Annotated in this window: 22 protein-coding genes; 16 read left to right on the top strand and 6 right to left on the bottom strand. The window is 72.5% G+C overall.

All coding sequences use genetic code 11. The features are described 5' to 3' along the window. Window positions 1–63: 63 nt before the first annotated feature. Window positions 64–1,449 (top strand): M36 family metallopeptidase, encoded by a 1,386-nt coding sequence (locus VFO68_RS15825; protein WP_325159051.1) that lies wholly within the window; start codon window positions 64–66, stop codon window positions 1,447–1,449. Between the two features lie 3 nt (window positions 1,450–1,452). Here VFO68_RS15825 and VFO68_RS15820 read toward each other — a convergent pair whose 3' ends face one another. Continuing rightward, on the bottom strand, window positions 1,453–1,677 hold the full coding sequence (locus VFO68_RS15820) for a hypothetical protein (RefSeq protein ID WP_325159050.1): 225 nt from the start codon (window positions 1,675–1,677) through the stop codon (window positions 1,453–1,455). 84 nt (window positions 1,678–1,761) lie between these two features. Here VFO68_RS15820 and VFO68_RS15815 point away from each other — a divergent pair, with 84 nt between their 5' ends. From VFO68_RS15815 to VFO68_RS15800, 4 genes are all read left to right on the top strand, one after another. Next, window positions 1,762–2,424, top strand: a complete 663-nt coding sequence (locus tag VFO68_RS15815; RefSeq protein ID WP_325159049.1) for a hypothetical protein — start codon at window positions 1,762–1,764, stop codon at window positions 2,422–2,424. Between the two features lie 21 nt (window positions 2,425–2,445). Beyond that, window positions 2,446–2,847 carry a PaaI family thioesterase gene (locus VFO68_RS15810; protein WP_325159048.1) on the top strand — a complete coding sequence of 134 codons (402 nt, stop codon included), beginning with the start codon at window positions 2,446–2,448 and terminating at the stop codon, window positions 2,845–2,847. An 86-nt stretch (window positions 2,848–2,933) separates the two neighbouring features. After that, the gene (locus tag VFO68_RS15805; protein ID WP_325159047.1) at window positions 2,934–4,868 is read left to right on the top strand and encodes a ricin-type beta-trefoil lectin domain protein; all 1,935 of its coding nucleotides are present in this window, start codon (window positions 2,934–2,936) and stop codon (window positions 4,866–4,868) included. Window positions 4,869–4,876: 8 nt separating this feature from the next. After that, on the top strand, window positions 4,877–6,577 hold the full coding sequence (locus VFO68_RS15800; protein WP_325159046.1) for a CBM35 domain-containing protein: 1,701 nt from the start codon (window positions 4,877–4,879) through the stop codon (window positions 6,575–6,577). A 3-nt stretch (window positions 6,578–6,580) separates the two neighbouring features. Here the strand turns inward: VFO68_RS15800 and VFO68_RS15795 are convergent, their stop codons facing one another. After that, window positions 6,581–7,045: a hypothetical protein gene (locus VFO68_RS15795; RefSeq protein ID WP_325159045.1), complete on the bottom strand. Its 465-nt coding sequence runs from the start codon at window positions 7,043–7,045 to the stop codon at window positions 6,581–6,583. A 165-nt stretch (window positions 7,046–7,210) separates the two neighbouring features. Here VFO68_RS15795 and VFO68_RS15790 point away from each other — a divergent pair, with 165 nt between their 5' ends. From VFO68_RS15790 to VFO68_RS15765, 6 genes are all read left to right on the top strand, one after another. Beyond that, window positions 7,211–9,517 carry a WD40/YVTN/BNR-like repeat-containing protein gene (locus tag VFO68_RS15790; RefSeq protein WP_325159044.1) on the top strand — a complete coding sequence of 769 codons (2,307 nt, stop codon included), beginning with the start codon at window positions 7,211–7,213 and terminating at the stop codon, window positions 9,515–9,517. Between the two features lie 13 nt (window positions 9,518–9,530). Continuing rightward, window positions 9,531–10,334: a carbohydrate ABC transporter permease gene (locus tag VFO68_RS15785; RefSeq protein WP_325159043.1), complete on the top strand. Its 804-nt coding sequence runs from the start codon at window positions 9,531–9,533 to the stop codon at window positions 10,332–10,334. After that, window positions 10,331–11,581 carry a sugar ABC transporter substrate-binding protein gene (locus VFO68_RS15780; RefSeq protein ID WP_325159042.1) on the top strand — a complete coding sequence of 417 codons (1,251 nt, stop codon included), beginning with the start codon at window positions 10,331–10,333 and terminating at the stop codon, window positions 11,579–11,581. Before VFO68_RS15785 ends, VFO68_RS15780 begins: the two co-directional genes overlap by 4 nt. Then, complete coding sequence (locus VFO68_RS15775; RefSeq protein WP_325159041.1) at window positions 11,578–12,582, top strand: ABC transporter ATP-binding protein; 1,005 nt, start codon at window positions 11,578–11,580, stop codon at window positions 12,580–12,582. Before VFO68_RS15780 ends, VFO68_RS15775 begins: the two co-directional genes overlap by 4 nt. Next, window positions 12,579–13,445, top strand: a complete 867-nt coding sequence (locus VFO68_RS15770; protein ID WP_325159040.1) for a sugar ABC transporter permease — start codon at window positions 12,579–12,581, stop codon at window positions 13,443–13,445. The genes VFO68_RS15775 and VFO68_RS15770 overlap by 4 nt, the downstream gene beginning before the upstream one ends. 132 nt (window positions 13,446–13,577) lie before the next feature. Further along, window positions 13,578–14,486, top strand: coding sequence for a dienelactone hydrolase family protein (locus VFO68_RS15765; RefSeq protein ID WP_325159039.1), 909 nt, complete (start codon window positions 13,578–13,580; stop codon window positions 14,484–14,486). A 6-nt stretch (window positions 14,487–14,492) separates the two neighbouring features. Here VFO68_RS15765 and eccD read toward each other — a convergent pair whose 3' ends face one another. The 4 genes from eccD to VFO68_RS15745 are packed head-to-tail and all read right to left on the bottom strand — an operon-like array spanning window position 14,493 to window position 17,297. Then, entirely contained in the window at window positions 14,493–15,875 is a 1,383-nt protein-coding gene (eccD, locus tag VFO68_RS15760; RefSeq protein ID WP_325159038.1) for a type VII secretion integral membrane protein EccD, read from the bottom strand. After that, entirely contained in the window at window positions 15,872–16,222 is a 351-nt protein-coding gene (locus tag VFO68_RS15755; protein ID WP_325159037.1) for a YbaB/EbfC family nucleoid-associated protein, read from the bottom strand. The genes eccD and VFO68_RS15755 overlap by 4 nt, the downstream gene beginning before the upstream one ends. Continuing rightward, window positions 16,219–16,971 (bottom strand): WXG100 family type VII secretion target, encoded by a 753-nt coding sequence (locus tag VFO68_RS15750; protein ID WP_325159036.1) that lies wholly within the window; start codon window positions 16,969–16,971, stop codon window positions 16,219–16,221. Before VFO68_RS15750 ends, VFO68_RS15755 begins: the two co-directional genes overlap by 4 nt. Further along, entirely contained in the window at window positions 16,968–17,297 is a 330-nt protein-coding gene (locus VFO68_RS15745; protein WP_325159035.1) for a hypothetical protein, read from the bottom strand. Before VFO68_RS15745 ends, VFO68_RS15750 begins: the two co-directional genes overlap by 4 nt. Window positions 17,298–17,382: 85 nt before the next feature. Here VFO68_RS15745 and eccCa point away from each other — a divergent pair, with 85 nt between their 5' ends. The 5 genes from eccCa to VFO68_RS15720 all read left to right on the top strand — a co-directional run. Beyond that, the gene (gene eccCa, locus VFO68_RS15740) at window positions 17,383–21,327 is read left to right on the top strand and encodes a type VII secretion protein EccCa (RefSeq protein WP_325159034.1); all 3,945 of its coding nucleotides are present in this window, start codon (window positions 17,383–17,385) and stop codon (window positions 21,325–21,327) included. 87 nt (window positions 21,328–21,414) lie between these two features. After that, window positions 21,415–21,762 (top strand): hypothetical protein, encoded by a 348-nt coding sequence (locus VFO68_RS15735; RefSeq protein WP_325159033.1) that lies wholly within the window; start codon window positions 21,415–21,417, stop codon window positions 21,760–21,762. A gap of 21 nt (window positions 21,763–21,783) precedes the next feature. After that, on the top strand, window positions 21,784–22,071 hold the full coding sequence (locus VFO68_RS15730; RefSeq protein ID WP_325159032.1) for a hypothetical protein: 288 nt from the start codon (window positions 21,784–21,786) through the stop codon (window positions 22,069–22,071). A 13-nt stretch (window positions 22,072–22,084) separates the two neighbouring features. Beyond that, window positions 22,085–22,411, top strand: a complete 327-nt coding sequence (locus tag VFO68_RS15725) for a hypothetical protein (protein ID WP_325159031.1) — start codon at window positions 22,085–22,087, stop codon at window positions 22,409–22,411. Next, window positions 22,408–23,105: PPE domain-containing protein (locus VFO68_RS15720; RefSeq protein ID WP_325159030.1), on the top strand; the 698-nt coding region annotated here is incomplete at its 3' end. The genes VFO68_RS15725 and VFO68_RS15720, both read left to right, overlap by 4 nt.

Genomic DNA, 23,105 nt, shown 5'->3' with positions numbered 1-23,105 from the left:
GTTTGTCTAGCGTCGGGTCGCACGGTCCGGCGCCGGGTCGGACCCGAGCGCCAGGAGTCGACCATGCGTCTGCGTCGTCTCGTCCCGGCGGCCGCCGGCGCCGCCGCACTCGTGGTCGCGCTGACCGGGACGCCTGCCCAGGCCGCTCCCGCGCCGGACGGGCTGCGGCTTGTCGTCACGCACACCTCGTTGCTGGCGACCCACGAGTGGTACGCCCAGACCTTCGCCGGGCATCCGGTGCTCGGCGGCTTCTACGCCAGGCACGTCGACCGCGCGACCGGCCAGGTGCGGGTCGACGACGGCCGACTCGCCGTGGATGGGCTGGGCGCCACGGCGACGCCCCGGGTCGGGGCCGACGCGGCTGTGGCCGCCGCACCCGGCCAGCCGCTGTCCACCGAGGTGGCGGTGCTGCCCGGCAGCGCGGCCAAGCTGGTCTACGCGGTGGTGTCGGACACCGACGCGGGCAGCAGGCGCACGATCGTGGACGCGTCGTCCGGAACCGTGCTGAAGGTGGAGAACCTGGTCCGGCACGTGGACGGGACCGGCCAGGTGTTCGCCCCGAACCCGGTCGCCGACCTGCAGGCGCAGAAGCTGACCGACCAGCGGGACCAGAACCGGGCCGTTCCGGACGTGGCCTACCACACCGTGACACTGTCCAATTTGGACGGAAGTGGGGTGCTCAGCGGCGACTTCGCCAGGATCGTCGACCCGCGCGGACGCCAGGCCCGCTCGGCCAGCAACACCTTCGTCTACCAACGGGAAAGCGACTTCTTCGAGCAGGTGATGTCCTACTGGAGCATGACCGAGGCGCAGCGCTACATCCAGCGGCTCGGTTTCACCGACGTCAACAACGAGCCGCAGGAGTTCCGGACGACCGGGTTCACCGACGACAACTCCTTCTACGACTCCAGCGTCGACCGGATCACGTTCGGCACCGGGGGAGTGGACGACGCCGAGGACGCCGAGGTGATCTGGCACGAGTACGGCCACGCGATCCAGGACGCGCAGGTGCCGAACTTCGGCGACGCGATCGAGGCGGGCTCCATCGGCGAGGGCTTCGGCGACTGGTGGGCGATGGTCATGTCCGCGCCGCTGCAGCGCGACACCGCGGTCACGCCGCTGGCCTGCATCGCGGACTGGGACTCGGTTTCCTACACCGCCGAGGAGCCGCACTGCCTGCGCCGCACCGACACCGACCTCACCTACGCCGACCGGATCGGGCAGGTGCACTTCGACGGGCAGATCTGGTCGCGGGCGCTGAACGACATCTTCCGGGCGCTGGGCCGGGACAGGTCGGTCACCATCGTGCTGGAGTCGCAGTTCTCCTACACCCCGACGATCACGATGGCGGCGGCGGCGCAGGTGACGGTGGACACCGCCCGGGCACTGTTCAACGCGGCCGACGCGGCGACCGTACGAGCCGCCTTCCAGGCGCGCGGCATCCTCTAGCGCCTACGGCGCGATGGGCTGCGGCGACTCCTTCGCGTCCTCGCGGTGTGAGCGGCACCCGGTGGTGCGGTCGTCCTGGAAGTCCTTGCCGGTGCTGTGCCACACCAGCGCGCCGGGCGAGACCAGCCGGGCGGCGCCGGTGGTACCGGCCTGGGCGGAGCCGCCGGCCAGGCCGGTGACCGCGATGGCGGCGGCGCCGGCGAGCACGGTCGTGGTGAGCTTCCTCATGGATCACCTCCACGCATCACCACGACCGTACCCGCGGATCGAGGGTTGTGAACCATACCTAGGGGTCCGGCGTAGTCCTACGGCATGAGGTATCTCAGTGTTGCCGCCGTGGCGGTCGCCGCGGCCGGACTGCTGCTCATCGGGTCCCCGGCGCAGGCTTGGGACAACGGCACCTCGCTGCGCACCGGGGACGTGTTCTGCACCGACCAGACCCGCTCGGACATCGGCGCCCGGTTCGCCGGGCACGTGGCGGGCGGGTCGGCGACGGCGACCATCCGCGCGGCCGCCACCGCCGGCGGTGCGGAAACCGTCGTGTGGAGCCAGACCGTCGCCGGCATCGACTTCAACAAGTACGTCTACCTGGCTCCCGGCACGCATTACCGGGGGTGCGTGACCATCACCGCCCACACCGCCAACACCTGGGCCCGGTCGTTCATCTCGGGCCTGGGCGCCACGGCGGTCGGCGACATCGGCCCGCATCTGGCGAACCTGGGGCCGGGTGGCCGCGCCTGCGGGGACTTCGGGACGGGGCCGGTGCGGTTGACCGGCGCCGCGAGCGCCGCCGTCACCTGGTACATCAACGGATCCGACCTGGACTACGCCTTCGCCGGCACGGTGTTCAGCACCGGCGGGGGCACGGTGGACACCGGGTTCGTGCCCGGGCCGGACCTGACCCTGCTCGAGTTGTGCGTCCACAACTCCTCGGCGCGGCCGGTGTCCGTGGCCTACGAACTGTCCGCCGCCTGAGGTGATCTCTATCCTGGCGCGATGAGTGAGGTTCCCGCCGGGTTCACGCCCTCGGAACGGACCGGGCCGTTCTTCGACCTGATCGGCCCGGTCCACACCAGGACCGACGAGCGGGGCATCGTGCTCGGGTTGCGCGCCCGGACCGAACACTGCAACGCCCGCGGCTTCGTGCACGCCGCCGTGCTGACGGCGCTGCTCGACGTCGTCTGTGGCCGCAACTGCGCCGCGGCGGCCGGGGCGGACGCCGGCCTGGTCACGGTCAACCTCAACGTCGACTTCGTCGCCGCGGCGCGCGACGGCGACTGGCTGACCGCCACCGCGACGGTGACCAGGGCCGGGCGCCGGCTCGCTTTCGCCAGTGGCCGGGTCGAGGCCGCCGACCGGCCGGTCGCCACCGCAGGCGCGGTCTTCGCGGTCGGCTGAGCTGGTTGACGGAACGTGGCGGTCCTTCTACCGTCAGGGACGGATCTCCGAACACTGTTCGACATATCGAACAAGGGGGTTGCGTCATGCTGACCCGGTTCGCGTTGGCACTCGTCCTCACGGTGTCCACGGTGTCCACTGTGGCCGGTGCGCCGGGCCCGGCGGCGGCCGCGGTGACGCCGAACCAGATCGCGGTGCCGCGCGCGCCGATGGGCTGGTCGTCGTGGAACAGCTTCGCCGCGCGGATCAACGCCGGGGTGATCCGGCAGCAGGTGGACGCCTTCGTCGCGGCCGGGCTGCCGGCGGCCGGCTACCAGTACGTCAACATCGACGAGGGCTGGTGGCAGGGAACCCGGGACGGCGCGGGCAACATCGTGGTGGACACCGCGGAATGGCCGGGCGGGATGGCCGCCATCGCCGACTACATCCACAGCCGCGGGCTCAAGGCGGGGATCTACACCGACGCCGGCCGGGACGGCTGCGGCTTCTACTTCCCGACCGGCCGGCCGGCCGCGCCCGGATCCGGCAGCGAGGGCCACTACGCGCAGGACATGCTGCAGTTCTCCCGCTGGGGCTTCGACCTGGTCAAGGTCGACTGGTGCGGCGGGGACGCCGAGGGACTGGACGCGGCCACGACCTACCGGGCGATCAGCGACGCGGCGCGGGCCGCGTCGGCGGCCACCGGGCGGCCGTTGCTGCTGTCCATCTGCAACTGGGGCCGGCAGAACCCGTGGAACTGGGCGCCCGGCCTGGGACCGATGTGGCGGACCAGCGGCGACATCATCTTCTTCGGTGAGTCGCCCGCCATGGCCCGGGTGCTGGCCAACTTCGACGCCGGCCTGCATCCCACGGCGCAGCACACCGGCTACGCCAACGATCCGGACATGATGGTCGCCGGCCTGCCCGGCTTCACCGCGGCGCAGAACCGCACCCACCTGAGCCTGTGGGCGATCTCCGGGGCGCCGCTGATCGCCGGCAACAACCTGGCCACCATGAGCGCGCAGACCGCCGCGATCCTGACCAACCGCGAGGTGACCGGCATCGCGCAGGACCCGCGCGGGTTGCAGGGCGTCGAGGTGGCCGAGGACAGCGCCGGCCGGCCCGTCTACGGCCGGGTGCTGTCCGGGACCGGGCGACGCGCGGTGGTGCTGCACAACCGCACCTCGACCACGGCCACGATGACCGTGCGCTGGGCCGACCTCGGCCTGAGCGCCGCCGCCGCGTCGGTGCGCAACGTGTGGGCGGGCAGCAACGCCGGCAGCTTCGCCACCGGCTACAGCACGCCGGTGCCGGCGGGGGAGGCCGTGCTGCTCACCGTCGCCGGCACGGAGGCCCCGGCCGCCGGGTACGTCCCGGCGGTGTCCGGTGGCACGGCCCGGTTCACCGGCGTGACCGCGGCGGCGACCGGGATCGCGCTGGCCACCGTGGAGTACACCAACGCCAGCACCACGACCCGCACCGCCACGCTGCGGGTGGGCGGCCAGACCCCGACCACCGTGGCCTTTCCGCCGACCGGCACGGCGCCCGGCACCGTCTCGGTGCTGGTGTCGCTGGCGCGCGGCGCGAACACGCTGACCTTCACCATGTCCGGCTGGGCGCCGTCGGCCATGGACGTGCAGCGGCTGCCCGGGCGCGGCGGCGTGCAACTGGTCGGCGCCGCGTCCGCGCGATGCGTCGACGTGAACGACAACGCCATCGGCAACGGCACGCCGGCCCAGCTCTGGGACTGCACCGGCGGCGACAACCAGACCTGGGCGGCGACCTCGCGGGACGAACTGGTCGTGTACGGCAACAAGTGCCTCGACGCCAACAACAACGGCAGCACGCCGGGCACCGCCGTGATCGTCTGGGACTGCAACGGGCAGGCCAACCAGCGCTGGACCCGCAATGCCAACGGCACCATCATCGGTGTCCAGAGTGGACTGTGCCTGGATGCCAGCAATGCCGGCACCGGCAACGGAACCCGGCTGATCCTGTGGACCTGCACCGGCGGCGCCAACCAGCGCTGGAACCAGAACTAGGAGCGTCGATGTCCGGCCGAACCGCGCGTGCCGCCCTCGCGGCCACCCTGCTGACCGCCGTCACGCTGGCCGGCCCGCCTGCCGCGCAGGCGGCCGGCAGCACGCTCACGGTGAACGTGGCCGCGCCGGTCCGGCCGGTCACCCACGCGGCCGCCGGCGGGCTGTACGCGCTGGCCGAGAACGACCGGCCGGCCGACGCCACGCTCTACCCGCTGCACCTGCGCAACGTGGTCCAGCCGGCGCCCGGCGCCCAGCAGCGGCCCAACGGCCAGCCGCCGGGCGGCGACGCGCTGCGGGTCGCCCAGCAGGCGACCCGGGTGGGCGCCGGCATGGTGATCCGGATGCCGGACATCTACCCGGACTTCCCCTACCGCTGGGTCAGCTGGGCCGACTGGTTGTCCAAAGTGGACGCACAGGTCACCGCCCGGCTGGCGGCCACGACGGTGACCAACGTCGAGGCGTGGGAACTGTGGAACGAGCCGGACCTGACCTGGGACACCGCCGCCGCCGGGGACTTCAACGCCGGCTGGGTGCGCACCTTCCAGCGGGTGCGCTCCCGGGACACCGTCACCCCGATCCTCGGCCCGAGCATCACCGGCTGGCGGGCCGACTGGATGCGCTCGTTCCTCACCAACGCGCGCAACACCGGCACCCTGCCGGACGTCGTCTGCTGGCACGAGCTCAACCACACCGCGCCCCGGCTCGCCGCCGACATCGCCGCGTACCGGGCGCTGGAACGGGAGTTGGGGATCAGCCCGCGCCCGATCTCGATCAACGAGTACGCCTGGACCGACGAGGTGTACGTGCCCGGCATCGAGGTCTCCTACATCGCCAAGCTGGAACGGGCCGGGGTGGAGATGGCCAACCGCGCGTTCTGGAACGAGTACGGCACGGTCAACGGGCTCGTGTTGAACAACAACCAGCCGACCGCGCACTGGTGGCTCTACCGGTGGTACGGCGACATGGCCGGCAGCATGGTCGCCAGCACCGCGCCGACCCAGACCGGACTGGACGGGCTCGCCGCCTACGACCCCACCCGGCGGATCGTGAACGTGGTGCTGGGCAACGAGTCCGGCACCAACTTTGTCCGGCTCACCGGTCTGGGCGCGCTGGGCGGCACGGTCCGGGTGCGCCTGGAGTCCACTCCGGACACCGACCGGTTCACCGCGGTGGGCGCGCCCGCGGTGCTCTCCGACACCGTCCAGACCGTCAGCGGCGGCGCGCTCACCGTCACCGTGCCGAACATGAACGCGCGCTTCGGGTATCACCTCGTCGTGCAGCCGGCCGGTGGCGTGCCGGCGTTCCAGCAGCGCTACGAGGCCGAGAACGCCTCGGTGTTCCGGGCCCAGCGGCGCACCGCGGGCGGCGCCTCCAACGGCGGATATGTCGGCGGCATCAACAACTCCGGCGACTTCCGCACCGACAGCTATGTCGACTTCGTCGTCACCGTGCCGACCGCGCGGACCTACACGATGGCCGTCCGCTACGCCAACGGCACCGGCGCCACCGCCACCCAGGGACTGGCGTTCAACGGCGGCGGCTGGTCCACGCTGAGCTACCCGCCCACCGCCGGCTGGGCCCAGTTCGGCACCGTCACCACCACCCTCAACCTCCGCGCCGGCCCGAACACCATCCGCCTGGCCAAGGGTTCACCGTTCTTCGCCGGTGGCACCGGGTTCGCCGAACTCGACTACCTCGAGCTGACCTGAGCGTCACCTCGCGGCGGTGGACGAGGGCACGGTCTTGGGATCGATCAGGACCAGGTCGATGGTCCACTGACCCTCGCACTCGCCCTTGCGCACGACGGCCTGGCCGGCGGCGACCGATCCGGAGGTGAAGAAGACCTCCGCCTCGAAGCCCTCGTTGTCCATGCCGGCCGGGCGGTAGCCGGCGGCGGTCACGGCGTCCTGGATCAGGACCGTGAGCTCGTCGAGGGGTTTGGTCGAGACCGCCGTCATGGTCACGTTGGCCCCGCTGTTCTCGACATGGGTGACGGTCCCGATCCGCTCGAAGGACAACCCGGCCGGGATGAGCGCGGTCTCGGCGGCCGGAGCCGGTTTCGGCGGCGCGCACCCGGCTTCCGGGTCGCCGGAACCGGACGAGCATCCGGCCAGCAGGACCGCCAGCGCGGCGGTCGTGCACAGCACCAACGATCGGCGATTCCCAGGTTCGGACATGCGATCTACTCTAGGTACGCCCCTGGGCACGCACCTAGCCGTTCGGAGGGGACGATTCGGACCTTTCGGGTGTTACGGTGGCCCGACGCGGCAAGCGGACGTCCCACCTGAACAGGGAGGCACGTGGCGATGCGTAGCTCAGCTCACCTTCCGATCCTGACCGCCATGGCTCTCACGGTGCTCCTGGGTGTCGGCGCGGCCTCGGTCACCGGGCCCGAGAAGGCGCCGACCGGCTGGCCGGCCGTCACCGCGAACCCGGCCGGGGCCGAGGAATGGCTCTATCTCCAGCGGGCCAACGCGGACGGCTCCATCCCGGAGGCCGCGGTCCGCTCGGCGGTCGCGGAGGCCCGGGTGATGAGTGCGAAGGCCGCGCAGTCGCCGGGCACCAACCAGGTCTGGACCGAGCTCGGCCCGAGCAACATCGGTGGCCGCATTCGCGACATCGCCGCCGACCCCACCACCCGGGACCGCGTCTACATCGCCACCGGAACCGGCGGGCTCTGGCGAACCGAGGACGGTGGGCAGACCTTCGTCTCGGTCTGGGACCACAGCCTGCCGCAGTCCATGGGCGCGGTCGCGGTCGACTCGCGCGGCGTGGTCTGGGCCGGCACCGGCGAGCCCGACCACGGCGGCGGTTCGGCCTACTACGGCAAGGGTGTCTACCGCTCGACCGACCACGGTGCGACGTGGACCAGCATGGGGCTGGCCGACGGCGACACGATCGGCCAGATCGTCATCGACCCCCGCGACGACAACCGGGTGTTCGTCGCCGTCATGGGCGCGCTGCACGACACCCGACCGACCCGGGGCCTGTTCCTGACCGAGAACGGCGGAGCGAGCTGGACCCGGGTGATCGTGCCGGACAGCGCCTCCACCGGCGCGATCGACGTGACGATCAACAAGAGCAACCCGGACGTCATGCTCGCCACCACCTGGGACAAGATCCGGGACGAGAAGTCCCGTATCTACGGCAAGAACTCCTTCCTGTACCGCTCCACCGACGGCGGCCGCACCTGGGCCAACATCCACCGGCCGCCGCTGCCGCAGAGCATGGACGTCGAAGGGCAGCCGGTCACCGCGACCTACGTCGGCCGCATGGGGGTCGACTTCAGCGACACCGACCCCAGCCGGGCCTACCTGATCTCCAGCACGGCGGGCGGCAACTTCAACGGTTTCTTCACCAGCGCGGACGCCGGGGCGACCTGGACGCCGGTCGGGGCGACCAGCGGCGGCACCCTGCAGACCATCAGCGGCGGGTTCGCCTGGTGGTTCGGCCGGGTCTACGTCGACCCGGTCAACCCGCTGCACGTGTTCGTGGCGGGCGTGAGCCTCGCCGAGAGCCTGGACGGCGGGCTCACCTGGACGACCTCGCAGACCCCGCACGCCGACCAGCACGGCCTGGAGTGGGACCCGTTCACCCCGGGCCGGGTGTTCCTCGGCAACGACGGCGGCTTCTACTGGTCGAACGAGAACGGCGCGGTGCGCGGCCTGTGGACCAAGACGGCCCGGCTGCCGGTGACCCAGTTCTACGCGATGGACGTCTCGGTGCAGAACGGAACCCGGGTCAACGCCGGCTCCCAGGACAACGGTTCGCTGAAGTCGTGGGCCGCGGACAACACCGTCACCGGCGACTGGTTCAACTTCGTCGGCGGCGACGGGATGATGAACCGGATCGACCCGACGAACGACCGCAAGTACTACGGCTGCTCGCAGAACGGCGGCTGCCGCGGCTTCGTCGACGGTGTCGGCTTCACCATGACCATCCCCGGCGCGCGCAAGAACTGGGTGGCGCCCCTGGAGTTCGGCGCCGACCCGCGGATCCTGTTCGGCGGCAGCGAGTTCGTCAACCGGATCGACACCGACCCGGGACAGCGGGTGTGGCAGCGGATCAGCCCGGACCTCACCGAGGGCACCGAGCCCCGCGCGCCCGGCTTCGGCACCGTCACGGCGATCGGCACCACGCCGGCCGACCCCAACCTCGTCTACGCCGGCACCGACAGCGGCCTGATGTGGGTCAGCCGCAACGCGATGGCCGAACCGGACCAGGTGACCTGGCAGCGGTTGGCGAGCCCGGCGTTCCCGGGCCGGTGGGTCACCCGGATCACCGTCGACCCGCAGAACCCGGCCATCGCCTGGGCGAGCTTCTCCGGCTGGCGCTCCGGTGATCCCTACCCGCACCTGGTCATGACCACCGACGGCGGCCGCAACTGGGACGACATCGGCGGCCGGAAGATCCCGCAGGCGCCCATCAACGACGTCATCCGGCACCCGTCGAAACCGTTGTGGCTGTTCATCGCCACCGATGTCGGCGTGTACCGCACGACCAACCTCGGCCGGAACTGGGTCAAGGTCGGGGCGAACCTGCCGCTGGTCCCGGTCAACGACATCGACCTGCCGCTCGGCAGCGACACGCTCTACGCCGCCACCTACGGACGCAGCGTCTGGACGACCTCGATCGCCGGTGCCTTCTGACGCCGGGCAACCCATGCGACCGCCCTGGCGAACCGCCGGGGCGGTCGCGTTGTCGGCCCTGTTCGTCGCGCCGCTCGTGGTGATGGTGCTGGGTTCGCTGCAGCGCCCGCTGCAACCGCCGCCGGACGGACTGGACCTGTGGCCCGATCCGGCCGAGTTGTCGAACTACGCGGCGGTGCCGCGGTTCCTGCCGCTCGGCCGGCTGCTGGCCAACTCCCTGCTGCTCGTGCTGGTCGCGGTTCCGGTCACCGTGGTCGTCACGTCGATGGCCGGGCTCGCGATCGTGCTGGCCCGGGGCCGGTTGCGGCGCTGGCTGGTCGGCATCTCGGTGCTGATGCTGCTGGTGCCCGCCGCCGCGCTCTGGGTGCCGCGGGTGGTGCTGTTGCGCGGCCTGGGTCTGGCCGACACGCCGGTCACCGTCGCCCTGCTCGCGTTCGCCGGCACGACCCCGTTCTACGTGCTGCTGTTCGCCTTCGCCTTCGCGCGCATCCCGGCGTCGTTGCTGGAGGCCGCGACGCTGGAGGGGATGGGTCCGTACGCGGTGTGGCGCCGGGTCGCGCTGCCGCTGGCCCGGCCCGCGGCGGTGGCCGTCGCGGCACTGTCCGGCCTGTACTACTGGTCCACGTTCATGGATCCGCTGACCCTGGTGTCCGCACCGGAAAACTGGCCGGTGGCACTGGGTCTGCGCAGTCTGAGTGAGATGGAGGCCGCCCTGTACCCGATCTACCTCGCCGCCGCGGTCATCGTGACCGCGCCCGCGGTGCTCGCCTTCGCCGCCGGCCAGCGCTGGTTCTTCTCGGCGGTGCAGCGGCCATGAGACGCACCGTGTTCGCCTGTGCCGTGCTGCTCGGCCTGAGCGCCTGCGCCGGACAGCCCGAGGAGCGGGCGGACGGCGCCACCACACCGCCGATCACCGTGCAGATCGGGGCGGACCCGGAGGAGGCGGCGGTCTACCGCAGCCTCGTGACGGCCTACCGGGAGGCCGGGGGCGGCGAGGTCGAACTCGTCACGGTGAGCCGGGGCGACCACCTCACCCGGCTGTCCACCGCGTTCGCCTCCGGCGGCGCGCCGGACGTCTTCGCCGTCAACTACCGCCAGTACGCCCCGTTCGTGCAGCGCGGCGCGGTGCGCCCGATCGGTCCGCTGCTCGAGGCGCAGGGCGTCAAGCTGGCCGGGTACTACGACGAGCCGCTGCGCGCGTTCGGCTACTCCGGTGCGCTGCAGTGCATGCCGCAGAACATCTCCTCGCTCGTCGTGTACTGGAACCGCGGACTGTTCGACAAGGCAAAGGTTCCCGCCCCCAAGCCCGGCTGGACCTGGGACGAGTTCGTGACCACCGCCAGGACGCTGACCACCGGCGACGTCAACGGCGTCGGCGTCGACTCCTCGATCATCCGGATGGCGCCGTTCATCTGGAGCAACGGCGGAACCGTCGTCGACGACGACGAGAATCCGACCCGCACCACGCTGCACGAACCCGCCGCCCGCGCCGCCCTCACCGCCGTCACCGAACTGATCGGCACCGGAGCGATGCCGACCAAGGACGAACTCGCCGCGCAGGGGCTGCCGGAGCAGTTCATGACCGGCAAGCTGGCGATGTTCCTCAGCTCGCGCGTGGAGGTGCCGGCCCTGCGGGAGCAGCGTGGCCTCGACTTCGACGTCGCCGCCCTGCCGGTGCTGGGCCAACCGGCGTCGATCCTGCACTCCGACGCCTACTGCATCGCGAACAGTTCGCCGAATCCCGCCGCCGCGGCGAAGTTCGTCGCGTTCGCGGTGGGGCAGCAGGGACAGAACATCACCGCGCTCGGCGGCCGCACCGTGCCGTCGCTGCGCTCGGTCGCGACGTCGCCGGCATTCCTCAGCCCGACCCGGCCGCCGGCTTCCTCGCAGGTGTTCCTCGACGCCATCCCGCACCTGCGGCACACCCCGGTCACGCCGTCGTGGCCCGAGGTGGAGGACGTGATCGACACCCAGCTACAGCGGGCGTTCGAGGACGGCGTCCCGCTCGACGAGGCGCTCGCGGAGATCCAGAAGCAGGCGGATCCGTTGTTACAGAAGCGATGAGCCTGCGAATCGAGGCCGCGCACCGGCGGTTCCGGGCCCGGCGGGGGCCGCCCGTGGTGGCCCTCGACGGGGTCGAGCTCGACGCGAAGCCCGGTGAGCTGCTGGTCATCGTCGGGCCGTCCGGGTCGGGCAAGTCGACCCTGCTGCGCGCGGTGGCCGGGCTGGAGACCCTGGACGCCGGCCGCGTCCTGATCGACGACCGGGACGTCACGCGGGTGCCGCCCGGCCGGCGCGACGTCGCCCTGGTGTTCCAGGAGGCGGCGTTGTTCCCGCACCTGGGCGTGGCGGCGAACATCGGAATCGGGGAGCGGGCCCGGGGATCCCGGCGGCGCGACGTGGCGGCGCGGGTCCGCGAGGTGGCGCGCACCCTGGACATCGAGCACCTGCTGGCCCGGATGCCGGCCGAGCTCAGCGGCGGCGAGCGGCAGCGGGTCTCCCTGGCCCGAGCCATGATCCGCGCGCCGCGGGTCTGCCTGCTGGACGAACCGCTGGCTGCCGTGGACACCGAACTGCGGCTGCGCATGCGCGGCGAGATCCGTGCGGTGCAACGCGCGCTGGGGGTGCCGATGGTGCACGTCACGCACGACCAGGCCGAGGCGATGGCGCTGGGCGACCGGGTCGCCGTGCTGGCCGGCGGCCGGATCCTGCAGTGCGACACTCCCGGCGAGGTCTACGCGCGGCCGGCCACGACCGCGGTCGCCCGCATCTTCGGTGCGGTGCCGATGAACCTGCTGCCGGCGTCCGGCGGCGTCGTGGCCGGCGTCCGGCCGGAACGGGTGCGGTTGTGCGCTGCCGGCGACTCCGCGCGCACCGGGTCGGTGGTCGCCGCCGAGCCGGCGGGGGAGGAGTGCCTGGTGCGGGTGCGGCCGGACGGGGCGGGCGATGACCTCCTGGCCCGGGTGCCCTGGGCCGGCGCCCCGCAGGTCGGGGACCGGGTGGCGGTCGGCTGGCGGCCCGGCGACGAGCACCACTTCGACGCGGACAGCGGTTGCCGGCTGTGAGGAACTGGCCGCTCGCCCTGCCCTACCTGGTGGGCTCCGCGCTGCTGGTGCTCGCCCCGCTCGGGCTGGCCGCCGCGCTGGCGTTCACCGACTACTTCGGTTTCCGCGCACCGGAGTTCACCGGCACCGACAACCTGGTCCGGCTGGCCGGCGACCAAGGCTTCTGGGACGCCGTCGCGGTCAGCGCCCTCATCGCCGCGGTGGTCGTGCCGCTGCGGTTGGCCCTCGCGGTGGGCGCCGCGCTGTTTCTCGCCCGGCGCCGCGAGTTCTCCGCCTCGGTCGGCCGGGCCGCGGCGTATGTGCCGTCGGCCGTCCCGGACGCGGCGTGGGCGCTGTTGTGGCTGTGGATCCTCAACCCCAGCTACGGTCCGCTGCCGGGACTGCTCGGCGCGCTCGGCATCCCCGACCCCGGTTTCCTCACCACGGCATGGGGTGCGCGGCTCGGGCTGGTGCTGGTCCTGGCGTTCCAGGTGGGGGAGGCGTTCGTCGTCGCGCTCGCCGCACGCACCGCGATCCCGGCCCGGCTGCACGAGGCGGTCCGGGTGGAGGGCGGGTCGGCCTGGTTCGCCACGACCCGGGTCACCCTGCCCGTCATGGCGCCCGTCGTGCTCGTCCTCGCCGTGCGCGACATCGTCGTCATCGTCCAGAACAGCTTCGTCCCGGCGCTGCTCGTCACCGACGGCGGTCCGGCCAACGCCACCCGCACCGCCCCCCTGCTGATCTACCGCCGCGCGTTCGAGTACGGCGAACTCGGCTACGCGAGCACACTTTCGGTGACCCTGCTCGTGCTCACCGCCCTCGCCGCCGCCCTACCACTGTGGTTGGCCGCCCGGCTCGCCACCCGCCAACGCCCCCGCACCTGACACGGCGAGCTGTCGACCCGATCGCGATGTCGCGTTTGGCGCCGGTTGGGCGGATGGGTGCGGTCTATGCTCGTCCACGGACCGTACCCGGCCGGTCACCGACCGGCTTGTTCTCGATGTCTTGGAGGCGCCATGACGGAGATCCAGCGGTACCTCGCCGAGGAGGTCGCGGAGGACCTTGCCGACGGCATCATCAACCGGCGGGAGGCGGTACGCCGGCTCGGCCTGCTCGGGGTGACCGGAGCGGCGGCGTCCGGCCTGCTGGCCACCTTCGCGGCCGGCGTGGCGGCCGCCGAGCCGGACAGCGCGACCGAACGGCGCGGCTCGGCGGAGACAAGCTGGGCGCCCGTCGCCCGGGAGTCGATCACGTTCGCCGGTCCCCGGGTTCCGCTGCTGGCCGCCTGGGCGCCGGCCGCCAAGCCACGCGGCGGCGTGCTGGTCATCCACGAGAACCGCGGGCTCAACGAGCACATCCGCACGGTCGCCGGCCGGTTCGCCGCCAGCGGGTACTCCGCGCTGGCGCTGGACCTGCTGTCCGAAGAGGGCGGCACCGGAGCGTTTCCCGGTGAGGCCGAGGTCGCGGCCGCGCTGTCCCGGGTCCCGCCGGCACGTTTCGACGAGGACATGCGGGCGGCCGTGACCGAGCTCAGGCGGCGGCTGCGCGGCAAGAAGCTGGCCGCGATCGGGTTCTGCTTCGGTGGCGCCATGATCTGGCGGCTGCTCGCCGCCGGCGAACCGCGGCTGGCCGCGGCGGCGCCGTTCTACGGACCGTTCCCGGAGGGCGGCAACCTCGGCGGCTCCCGCGCCGACGTGCTCGGGGTGTACGGCGGGCTCGACGCCCGGGTCAACGCCACCCGCCCGGCCGCCAAGGCCGCGCTGGAGGCGGCCCGGCTCCGGCACGAACTGCTCACCTTCACCGAGGCCGATCACGCCTTCTTCAACGACACCGGCGCCCGGTTCAACCCGCACGCCGCGACCGAGGCCTGGCGCCGGGTGCTGAACTGGTTCGACGCCGCCGACGACCACCGGCACCGGGACTGACCGGCCCTAGGAGACCGCGTCGCGAACGGCTTCGTAGACACCGATGATCGCGCCGGCGACCGGCAGCAGCGCGATCAGCACGGCGTACTCGAGCACGTCCAGCCAGCGCGCGCGGAACGGGGAGTGCAGGCCGCGGGTGACCCGGCCGGCGTAGTACAGGCTGGCCCCGCCTGCGACGGCGAGGGCGGCCGCGGCCAGGCCCAGCGAGGCGGCCGGCGCGGTGGCCGCGAGGTGGACGCCGAGGATGGCGAGCACCGCGAGGCCGAGCACGACCAGCGACACCCGCTGCACCGCGCCGGCATAGCCGCGCGAGCGCAGGATCCACGCCACGCCGACCAGACCGGCCAGCAGTGCCGAGGTGAACGTGCCGGCGCTCAGCACCACGACGCAGCAACCGGCCGCGACCACGCCGGCGGCCACCACCAGGCCGGTGAGCACCTCGGCCGCCAGCGCGGTCTGGTCGACCACGTCGGACCCGAGCGCCGGCTGGTCGTTCTCCCGGAACGACTCGATGTCCGCAGGCACGTGCGGCAGCGGCAACCTGGCCAGCCGCAACGAGATCGTCGGCGCGGCGGCGGTGATCGCGGTGACCAGGGCGACCGACACGGCCGCCACGGACACCGGCGGCACGCCGAACAGCAGCGCCACCGCGGTGATCAGCGCGCCGAGCGCGGCGGCCACGGCGGCCGAGGCGAACCACGCCACCGCCCGGGGAACCAGCACCGCGGCCACGGCGCAGTACAGCGTCACCGCGCCGAGGCCGATTCCGACGGAGTCCGCGGCCGGCGGCCACAGGGCGTGCGGCGGCAACGCGGTGAGCCCGGCCAGCGTGGCCGCGAAGGCGCCCGCACCGGCGCACGCGGCACCCGCCGCGGCGTCGCCGAGCGCGCGGGACAGCGCCGCTCCGGCGAGCAGCAGCGCGACGGCGAGCAGACCGGCGCCGGCGGCCGCCGCCGGTGAGCCGCGCAGCGCCGCGAGCGTCAGCAGGGCCGTGCCGGTGAAGAGGGCGGCCGCGACCGCGACCCCGAGCCGCCGGCCGACCCGAGGTCGCCAGGCGCCGCGCCGGGTCTGCGCGGCGCTGGCGATCGCGTCGACCACGTCGTCGAACAGCGCCGGGGTCTCCAGCCGGGCCCGCGGGCCGAGGTGGAGCACCTCGCCGTCGCGGATGGCCGCGGCCACGGTCAGGCCCGGCGCGAGCGGCCCCTGGCCGATCCGGGACAACGACCAGCCGACGCTGTCCCCACCCGGTTGCACCGGTCCGCCGGCCAGCCGCACCAACTGCGGGACCAGTTCGGCCAGCGTGCAGGCCAATGGCAGCGCGACGTCCATCCGCGCCTGCGGCGCCACCACGGTGACCCGGCACGGCGCCGGGGCTACCGCCGACGTCATTCCCGGTCCCACCGGTCGGGCAGCGCGGCGTCGAGTATCGGCGCGTACAGCGCGGAGGTCGCCTCGGCCAGCCGCGTCACGGCGTCGTTGACCGCTTCCAGCACGATCGCGCCGAGGTCGTACGGGTCGTGGCGGCGGATCGTGTCCGGGTCGATGTCGATCGCGGTGAACCGCCCGGTGCCCAGGATCGTCGCGACCACCTCGTTGGACCGCGAGCGGCCCGTCACCCGCATGATCTCCACGTCCCGTTGCACGCGCTCGACGGCGTCCTGCTGTTCCTGGACGCGTGCCATGATGCCGGCGACATCCGCGGACAGGTCGACGTCGTGGTGCTGATCGGTTCTCATGGACAACCTCCCTGGGTCGGACGGCCGGCCACCCGGCCGTCTGTCGCGATGGGCACCGGGATCCAGGAGTTCGCCTCGGCGGCCGACTGCTGCCCGATCCACGGGTACCGGGTGAACGCCGGCAGCGCTTGCTGTGGCAGCGTTGCCGAGGACGGCATCGCGCCGGACAGCGCCGAGGTCCCGGTCTGCTGGGACACCTGCTGGATCTGCCCGGCCACCTGGCCGACGGCGTCCAGCAGTGGACCGATCCCTTGCACACCAAGGGATTCGAGCATGCGGCCGAACGCGCTGATCAGACCGGACAGCGTCGAGGTGGTCTGCGCCGCCGAGGCCGCGGCGTGTGCCTTTGCCCCCGGGTTCCCGCTGGCGAGGATCGCCGCGATCCGCGACGATCCGGTGTGGACTCCGACGGCGAACCCGTGCTGGCTTCGCGACAGCGTGGTCGAGGCCTGACGCAGTTGCGGTACCAGCTGGTTCAGCACGGTGATGGTGGTGGCCAGTTGGTTGATCAGCGCATCCATCCGGGCCAGCGTCCGGTCCCGCCCCCGGCCCTGCCGCCACGACGTCGCCACATCGGCGCGGCCGGCACGCAACTGCCTGAGCAGACCGCTCAACTCGGTCGCCGTGGCCTGCAAACCGTTGGCATAGTTGGTGATCGCGCCCGGTGACGCGGAGTTGATCAGTCCGCGCACCGCGCCGAGCGCCGAGCAGAACCGCTCGACCAGGCCGCCGTTGAGGGACATCCTCACGCGCCTCCCCACTGCCGTTCCGCTGGCCGGATGGCGGAGAGCCGACCCTGGTCCCGCCGGGTGATCTGGTCGACGGCTCCGGCGAAGTCCGCCGACCGCTGGTTCAACACCTGGAAGACGGCCGACAGTTCGGCGATGTTCTTCCCCGCCTGGTCCTGCACCCGGCTGCTGGCCGTGTGCACGCCGAGCCCGATGGCGCCGAACGCCGCGGGCGCGATCGTCATCTGCCGCAACCGTTCGACCACGCTCAGGGTGGTGACCAGCAACCCGCTCAGGTTGGCCACCTTGTCCCGCAACTGGTCGGTGTCGACCTCCATGCCGTCCATGGCTCGACAGTAGGCAGCGGCCGGGCGGCATCGGACGGTAGAAGTACCCACCATTGGGCGCGCCGGACCGGCCACACTCGGCAGGGTGCGAAGAGAGCAGGCGAGCGGCGAGATCCGGCTGGAGTCTCCGCCACAGCTGACCAAGGGCTCCGGCCAGGCGATGTTGCAGATGATGTTCATGCTGCCGATGATGCTGGGCATGGGGGCGATGTCGTTCGTCTACATCGGACGCGGCGGCGGTCCGATGACCTACGTCTTCGGCGGCCTGTTCGTGATCGTCATGGTGGGCATGGTGATCATGATGCTGGCCAGCGGGGGCCGGGCCGGCAAAGCGAAGATCAACGAGGAGCGCCGCGACTACTTGCGGTATCTGGCCGGGCTGCGTACCCAGGTCCGGGCGGCGGCCGGCCGGCAGCACCGGTCGCTGGCCGACGGCCAACCCGAACCGGTGGACCTGTGGACCGTGGCCGGGTCGCCGCGGTTGTGGGAGCACCGCCGCTCGGACGCCCGGTTCGGCCAGGTGCGGATCGGCACCGGGCCGCAGCGGCTCGCCACTCCGTTGCGCGCTCCGGACACCGTGCCGCTCGACGAGCTGGATCCGTTGACCGCCACCGCGTTGCGGCACTTCATCCGGGTGCACGCGACGGTGCCCCGGCTGCCCGTGGCGATCTCGTTGCGGGCGTTTCCGCGGATCGGGATCAGCGGCGCCCGGGACGACGTGCTCGACCTGATCCGGGCGCTGCTCGGCCAGGCCGCGGTGTTCCACTCGCCGGCCGACCTGCGCATCGGGCTGTGCCTGGCGCCGGACCGCACCGGGGACTGGGAATGGGCGAAATGGTTGCCGCACGCGCAGGACAGCACCGAGAGCGACGCGTGCGGGCCGGGCCGGCTGGTCGCCGACGACCTCGGCACGCTTGCCCGGTTGTTCGGCGCGGACCTCGGGGACCGGCCGGCGTTCACCCGGCGCGCCGGGATGGGGTTCGACCGGCCGCACCTGCTGGTGATCGTGGACGGCGGGCGCACCGCCGGCGACACCCGGCTGGCCCCGGAGGGCGGGTTGCACGGCGTCACCCTGGTCGAGGTCGGCGAGTCCCGGCCGCCGGCCGAGCCACCGCCGGAGACACTGTGCCTGCACCACGCGGAGGACCGGCTGGGCCGGATCGTGCGCGCCGGATCGGAGACCAAGCGGCACTTCCTCGGCCGCCCAGACCACCTTGACGACGTCGCCGCGGCGGCCCTGGCCCGGGTCCTGGCCCCGCTGTACGGCGTGGGACCGGTGGTCGAGCAGGCGTCGATGGCGGCGGCGTTCGACCTGGCCGGACTGCTCGGCCTCGGCGACCCGCGCGACATCGACCCGGTGCTCACCTGGCGGCCGAGAACACCGGGGCAGCGGCTGCGGTTGCCGATCGGCGTCGACCCGGCCGGCCGCCCGGTCGAGCTGGATCTCAAGGAATCCGCGGAGGGCGGCATGGGCCCGCACGGCCTGGTCGTCGGCGCCACCGGGTCCGGCAAGAGCGAGTTGCTGCGGACCCTGGTCACCGGCCTGGCGGTGACCCATTCCTCGGAGACCCTGAACCTCGCACTGATCGACTTCAAGGGCGGCGCGACGTTCGCCGGCATGACCGGGCTGCCGCACACCTGCGCGGTGATCACGAACCTGTCCGAGGATCTGACCCTGGTCGACCGGATGGCCGACGCGATCAACGGCGAGTTGGTCCGCCGCCAGGAACTGCTGCGCGCGGCCGGAAACTTCGCCTCCGTGCGGGACTACGAGCGGGCCCGGGAGACCAGGACCGACCTGGCCCCGCTGCCGGCGCTGCTGGTGATCATCGACGAGTTCAGTGAGCTGCTGTCCAGCAGGCCCGAGTTCATCGACCTGTTCGTCATGATCGGCCGGCTGGGTCGCAGCCTCGCCGTGCATCTTCTGCTTGCTTCCCAACGACTCGAGGAGGGCCGGCTGCGTGGGCTGGAGGCCCACCTGTCCTACCGGATCGGCCTGCGCACGTTCTCCGCGTCGGAAAGCCGGTCCGTGCTGGGCGTCCCGGACGCCTACGAGCTTCCGCCGGTGCCCGGCTCGGCGTACCTGAAGAGCGGCACCGACACGTTGCAACGCCTCAAGGCCGCCTACGTCTCCGAGGTGCTGCCGCCCCGGGACGGGCTGCCCGCGGCGACGGCCGCCGCGCCCGGCCGGGCGGTCCGGCCGTTCTCACTGCGGCCGGTGCGCGACCCGGAGCCGCCGGCCGCGCCCGTGGCCGTGCCCGACGCGCCGCCGGCCGGCGAGACGATCATGAGCGTGATGGTGTCCCGCCTGGCCGGCAAGGGGCCGGAGGCGCACCAGATCTGGTTGCCGCCGCTGGACGTCCCGCCCACCCTGGATCTGCTGCTGCCGCCCGTCGACCTGCACCCCGAGCGCGGCCTGTGCCCGGCAGGCTGGGACGGCAACGGCAGGCTCACCGTCCCGATCGGCATCGTGGACAAGCCCTTCGAGCAGCGGCGCGACCTGCTGTGGGTCGACCTGTCCGCGGCTGGCGGCAACATGATGGTGCTCGGCGCGCCGCAGAGCGGAAAGAGCACGCTGCTGCGCACCCTGGTCGCCTCGTTCGCGCTCACCCACACGCCGGCCGAGGTCCAGTTCTTCCTGCTGGACATGGGAGGCGGCGCGCTCGGTCCGGTCGCCGGCCTGCCGCACGTCAGCGGGCACGCGGTGCGGCGGGACCCGAACCGCTGCCGGCGCCTGGTGGCCGAGGTGATGTCCCTGCTGATCCAGCGCGAGCAGTTGTTCAGCACCCACGGGATCGACAGCGCGGCGGCGTTCCGCTCGCGCCGCGCGGAGATCGCCGAGAGCGCCGCGGGCGACCGCGAGTTCGGTGACGTGTTCCTCGTCGTCGACGACCTGGCGACGCTGCGGGAGGAGTACGAGCAACTCGAGGAGATGCTCATCCGGCTGGCGGCCCGCGGTCTCGGGTTCGGCATCCACGTGATCATCTCGGCGAACCAGTCGACGGCGGTGCGCACCAAGCTGTTGGACTGCCTCGGCACCCGGGTGGAGCTGCGGCTGGGTGATCCCGGTGACTCGGTGATCGACCGCAAGACCGCGCACAACGTGCCGGCCGGCGCGCCCGGGCGCGGGGTGTCACCGGACAGGTTCCACTTCCTCGGCGCGCTACCGCGGATCGACGGGGACCGGGAGGTGACCAGCGTGGGCGCCGGCACCGTGCGGCTGGTCACCCGGATCGCCGAGGCCTGGCCGGGCAAGCCCGCTCCGCAGGTCCGGCTGCTGCCCAGCGAACTGCCGGTCGCCGGGCTGCCTGGGCCGGAGGCGCGGCCGGGCCGAGCCGTCCCGATCGGCATCGCGGAGTCCGATCTGGAGCCGGTGTTCATCGACTTCGCGGCCGAGCCGCACTTTCTGGCGTTCGCCGACGTCGAGTCGGGCAAGAGCACGTTGCTGCGCACCATCGCCACCGGGATCGCCCAGCGGTACACCCCGGCCGAGGCGAAGATCATCGTCGTGGACTACCGGCGGGCGCTGCTCGGCGCGGTCAGCCCGGAGCACCTGCTGGCCTACGCCGGCACCGCCGAGCAGCTGGAAGGCTTCATGGCCGAGGCGGCGCAGGCCATGCAGGGTCGGCTGCCCGGCCCGGACATCACCCCGGCCCAGCTCCGCAAACGTGACTGGTGGACGGGTCCGGAGCTGTTCGTGCTGGTCGACGACTACGAGTTGGTGGCCGGGCAGGGCGGCAACCCGTTGCTGCCGCTGGTGCCGTACCTGCCGCAGGCCAGGGACATCGGCCTGCACCTGGTCGTCGTGCGGGGCTCCGGCGGCGCGTCCCGCGCCCTGTACGACGCGGTGCTCGGCCGGGTCAAGGAGCTCGGCTCGCCCGGGCTGGTGATGTCCGGCGACCGGGACGAGGGAGCGCTGCTGGGCGCCGTGCGTCCGGGCCCGCAGCCCCCCGGCCGCGGCCACCTGGTCGGCCGGCGGTCCGGCGCCGAGCTGGTGCAGATCGCCTGGACGCCACCCGCGGAATCCTGACGGCTGTGGGTAATTGTGCCGTTTGGCGGCACGGAGCCGTTGCCTAGATTCGATGGTGAACCACGACACCGGAAGAATGGATCCACAATGGACGGTTCAGGGCTGTTCGTCGACACCGCGCAGTTGGTCACCGCGGCCGATGGGTTTCTCGCCGCGGCCAACGAAACGAAGAACCATGCCGAGACCATGGATGCCGAGCTGAAGCCGTACGCGAACAGCCCGGAGATGTTCCAGGGGCCGCTCGCGGACGAGTTCCGGCGGCTGTACCGGGAGATCTGGGACGACCTGCTGGCCGTCAAGACGGAGGCCACGGCGATGTCGCAGCTCGTCGAACAGGCGAAGACCGAGTTCTCGAAGCGATCCGTCTCGGCCGCCGGACAGCTCCCCACCCATTCGGGTGGCGGCAGTGTTCTTCAAGGACTGAGTGGCCAGTAGCGACCGGAAAGGCAGCAGCACATGATCATCAGAATCGACCACACGCAGATGACGAAGACGGCCGCTACGCTGGAGGAACACGCGGCGGGACTGCGCAAGAGCATCGCGCGCATGAAGGAGTGCCTGGCGCCGCTCTACAAGAACTGGTACGCCTCCGGTTCGCCGACCGGCGCCAAGGTGAACCAGCGCGAGCAGCGCATCGACGAGGCGATGGGCGTGATCACCGGGCAGATGGCGGGCACCAGCCAGGTGGTCGCGGAGCACAGCGCGGACCTGAAGCGAACCGACAGCTTTCTGGCCGGAAACTGACGGAAGGGGTGCCATGCCGGCCGACAGCGAGCTGCTGGTCCATCTGGAGTCGTTGCTCACCTTCGCCGATGAGCTCGAGCGGCAGCTGACCTCGCTCGCCGACCCCGCCGGGCGGCTGGACACCCTCGCCGGCCACGAACCCGCGCCGGGCGCGTTCGTCGAGGCGGCGTCTCTCGTGGAGGATCACCGGCGAGTGGTGGCCGGCATGCGGGAGGCCCTCGACCAGACGCGCCAGGCGATCGGGTTCGCCCGCGAGGTGACGGTGACGGTGGCCGACGGCTACCGCCGGTCCACCAACGTCGCGGTCGACGCACTGCTTTCCCTGCGCAGGCCGAGATGAGGACGATCCCGGGCCGCACCGACTTCGGCCGGTTCAACCACCGGCAGCTGCAGGCCATGCTCTATGCCGGGAAGGTACCGAGCCTGCGGGCGGTCGCGCAGTGGTGGGACGCGGTCGGCGCCGGACTGCACGGTCAGGCCGGCAACCTCGAACGGCAGCTCGACGGGTTCCAGCACAAGTGGCGTGGCGGCGCGGCCGGCAGGTACCAGGTCATGATCACCGATCTGGGTGCCGGGCTGCGCCGGCTCGCCGACACCGCATACGCGATGCGCAACCTGGCCAATGACGAGGCCGACGCGCTGAGCGCCGCGCAGGCCGCGATGCCGGCGCCGGTGGACATCCCGGACGTGCCGGCCGCGACCGTGCGCCTGGCCACCACGCCACTCGACCCGCACCCCGCGGCGAGCCCGGACGAGGTGGCCCGGATGCGCCGGGCGCAGACGGACGCGACCGCCGCGGTGCGCGCGCAGCAGCAACTGACCCGGGCGTCGAACGCCGCGCACGCGGAGGCGATCCGGGTGCTGAACCAACTCGCCGAGCGGTACGTGCTGGCCTACGAGTCCACTCCGGTCACCCCGAACGGCCGGCTCACCGCCGCCGGCGACGGCCCCAACCCGTTGTTCGGCAACATGTTCACCGCCGGCCTGGCCGCGGCGTCGGCCGCCGCCGCCGGCCGGTTCGGGCCGTTGCCGGA

The organism is Actinophytocola sp., assembly GCF_035712165.1.
GTDB lineage: Bacteria > Actinomycetota > Actinomycetes > Mycobacteriales > Pseudonocardiaceae > DASYTH01.
This window is presented reverse-complemented; position numbering and strand designations above follow the sequence as displayed.

Excerpts from the sequence above, each read along its gene's own strand:
- VFO68_RS15810 (WP_325159048.1), top strand. The coding sequence starts at position 2,446 with ATGAGTGAGGTTCCCGCCGGGTTCACGCCCTCGGAACGGACCGGGCCG.
- VFO68_RS15775 (WP_325159041.1), top strand. The coding sequence starts at position 11,578 with ATGAGCCTGCGAATCGAGGCCGCGCACCGGCGGTTCCGGGCCCGGCGG.
- VFO68_RS15795 (WP_325159045.1), bottom strand. The coding sequence starts at position 7,045 with ATGTCCGAACCTGGGAATCGCCGATCGTTGGTGCTGTGCACGACCGCC.
- VFO68_RS15825 (WP_325159051.1), top strand. The coding sequence starts at position 64 with ATGCGTCTGCGTCGTCTCGTCCCGGCGGCCGCCGGCGCCGCCGCACTC.
- VFO68_RS15800 (WP_325159046.1), top strand. The coding sequence starts at position 4,877 with ATGTCCGGCCGAACCGCGCGTGCCGCCCTCGCGGCCACCCTGCTGACC.
- VFO68_RS15730 (WP_325159032.1), top strand. The coding sequence starts at position 21,784 with ATGATCATCAGAATCGACCACACGCAGATGACGAAGACGGCCGCTACG.
- VFO68_RS15805 (WP_325159047.1), top strand. The coding sequence starts at position 2,934 with ATGCTGACCCGGTTCGCGTTGGCACTCGTCCTCACGGTGTCCACGGTG.
- VFO68_RS15815 (WP_325159049.1), top strand. The coding sequence starts at position 1,762 with ATGAGGTATCTCAGTGTTGCCGCCGTGGCGGTCGCCGCGGCCGGACTG.
- VFO68_RS15725 (WP_325159031.1), top strand. The coding sequence starts at position 22,085 with ATGCCGGCCGACAGCGAGCTGCTGGTCCATCTGGAGTCGTTGCTCACC.
- VFO68_RS15780 (WP_325159042.1), top strand. The coding sequence starts at position 10,331 with ATGAGACGCACCGTGTTCGCCTGTGCCGTGCTGCTCGGCCTGAGCGCC.
- VFO68_RS15745 (WP_325159035.1), bottom strand. The coding sequence starts at position 17,297 with ATGGACGGCATGGAGGTCGACACCGACCAGTTGCGGGACAAGGTGGCC.
- VFO68_RS15765 (WP_325159039.1), top strand. The coding sequence starts at position 13,578 with ATGACGGAGATCCAGCGGTACCTCGCCGAGGAGGTCGCGGAGGACCTT.
- VFO68_RS15735 (WP_325159033.1), top strand. The coding sequence starts at position 21,415 with ATGGACGGTTCAGGGCTGTTCGTCGACACCGCGCAGTTGGTCACCGCG.
- VFO68_RS15820 (WP_325159050.1), bottom strand. The coding sequence starts at position 1,677 with ATGAGGAAGCTCACCACGACCGTGCTCGCCGGCGCCGCCGCCATCGCG.
- VFO68_RS15790 (WP_325159044.1), top strand. The coding sequence starts at position 7,211 with ATGGCTCTCACGGTGCTCCTGGGTGTCGGCGCGGCCTCGGTCACCGGG.
- VFO68_RS15785 (WP_325159043.1), top strand. The coding sequence starts at position 9,531 with ATGCGACCGCCCTGGCGAACCGCCGGGGCGGTCGCGTTGTCGGCCCTG.
- VFO68_RS15755 (WP_325159037.1), bottom strand. The coding sequence starts at position 16,222 with ATGAGAACCGATCAGCACCACGACGTCGACCTGTCCGCGGATGTCGCC.
- eccD (WP_325159038.1), bottom strand. The coding sequence starts at position 15,875 with ATGACGTCGGCGGTAGCCCCGGCGCCGTGCCGGGTCACCGTGGTGGCG.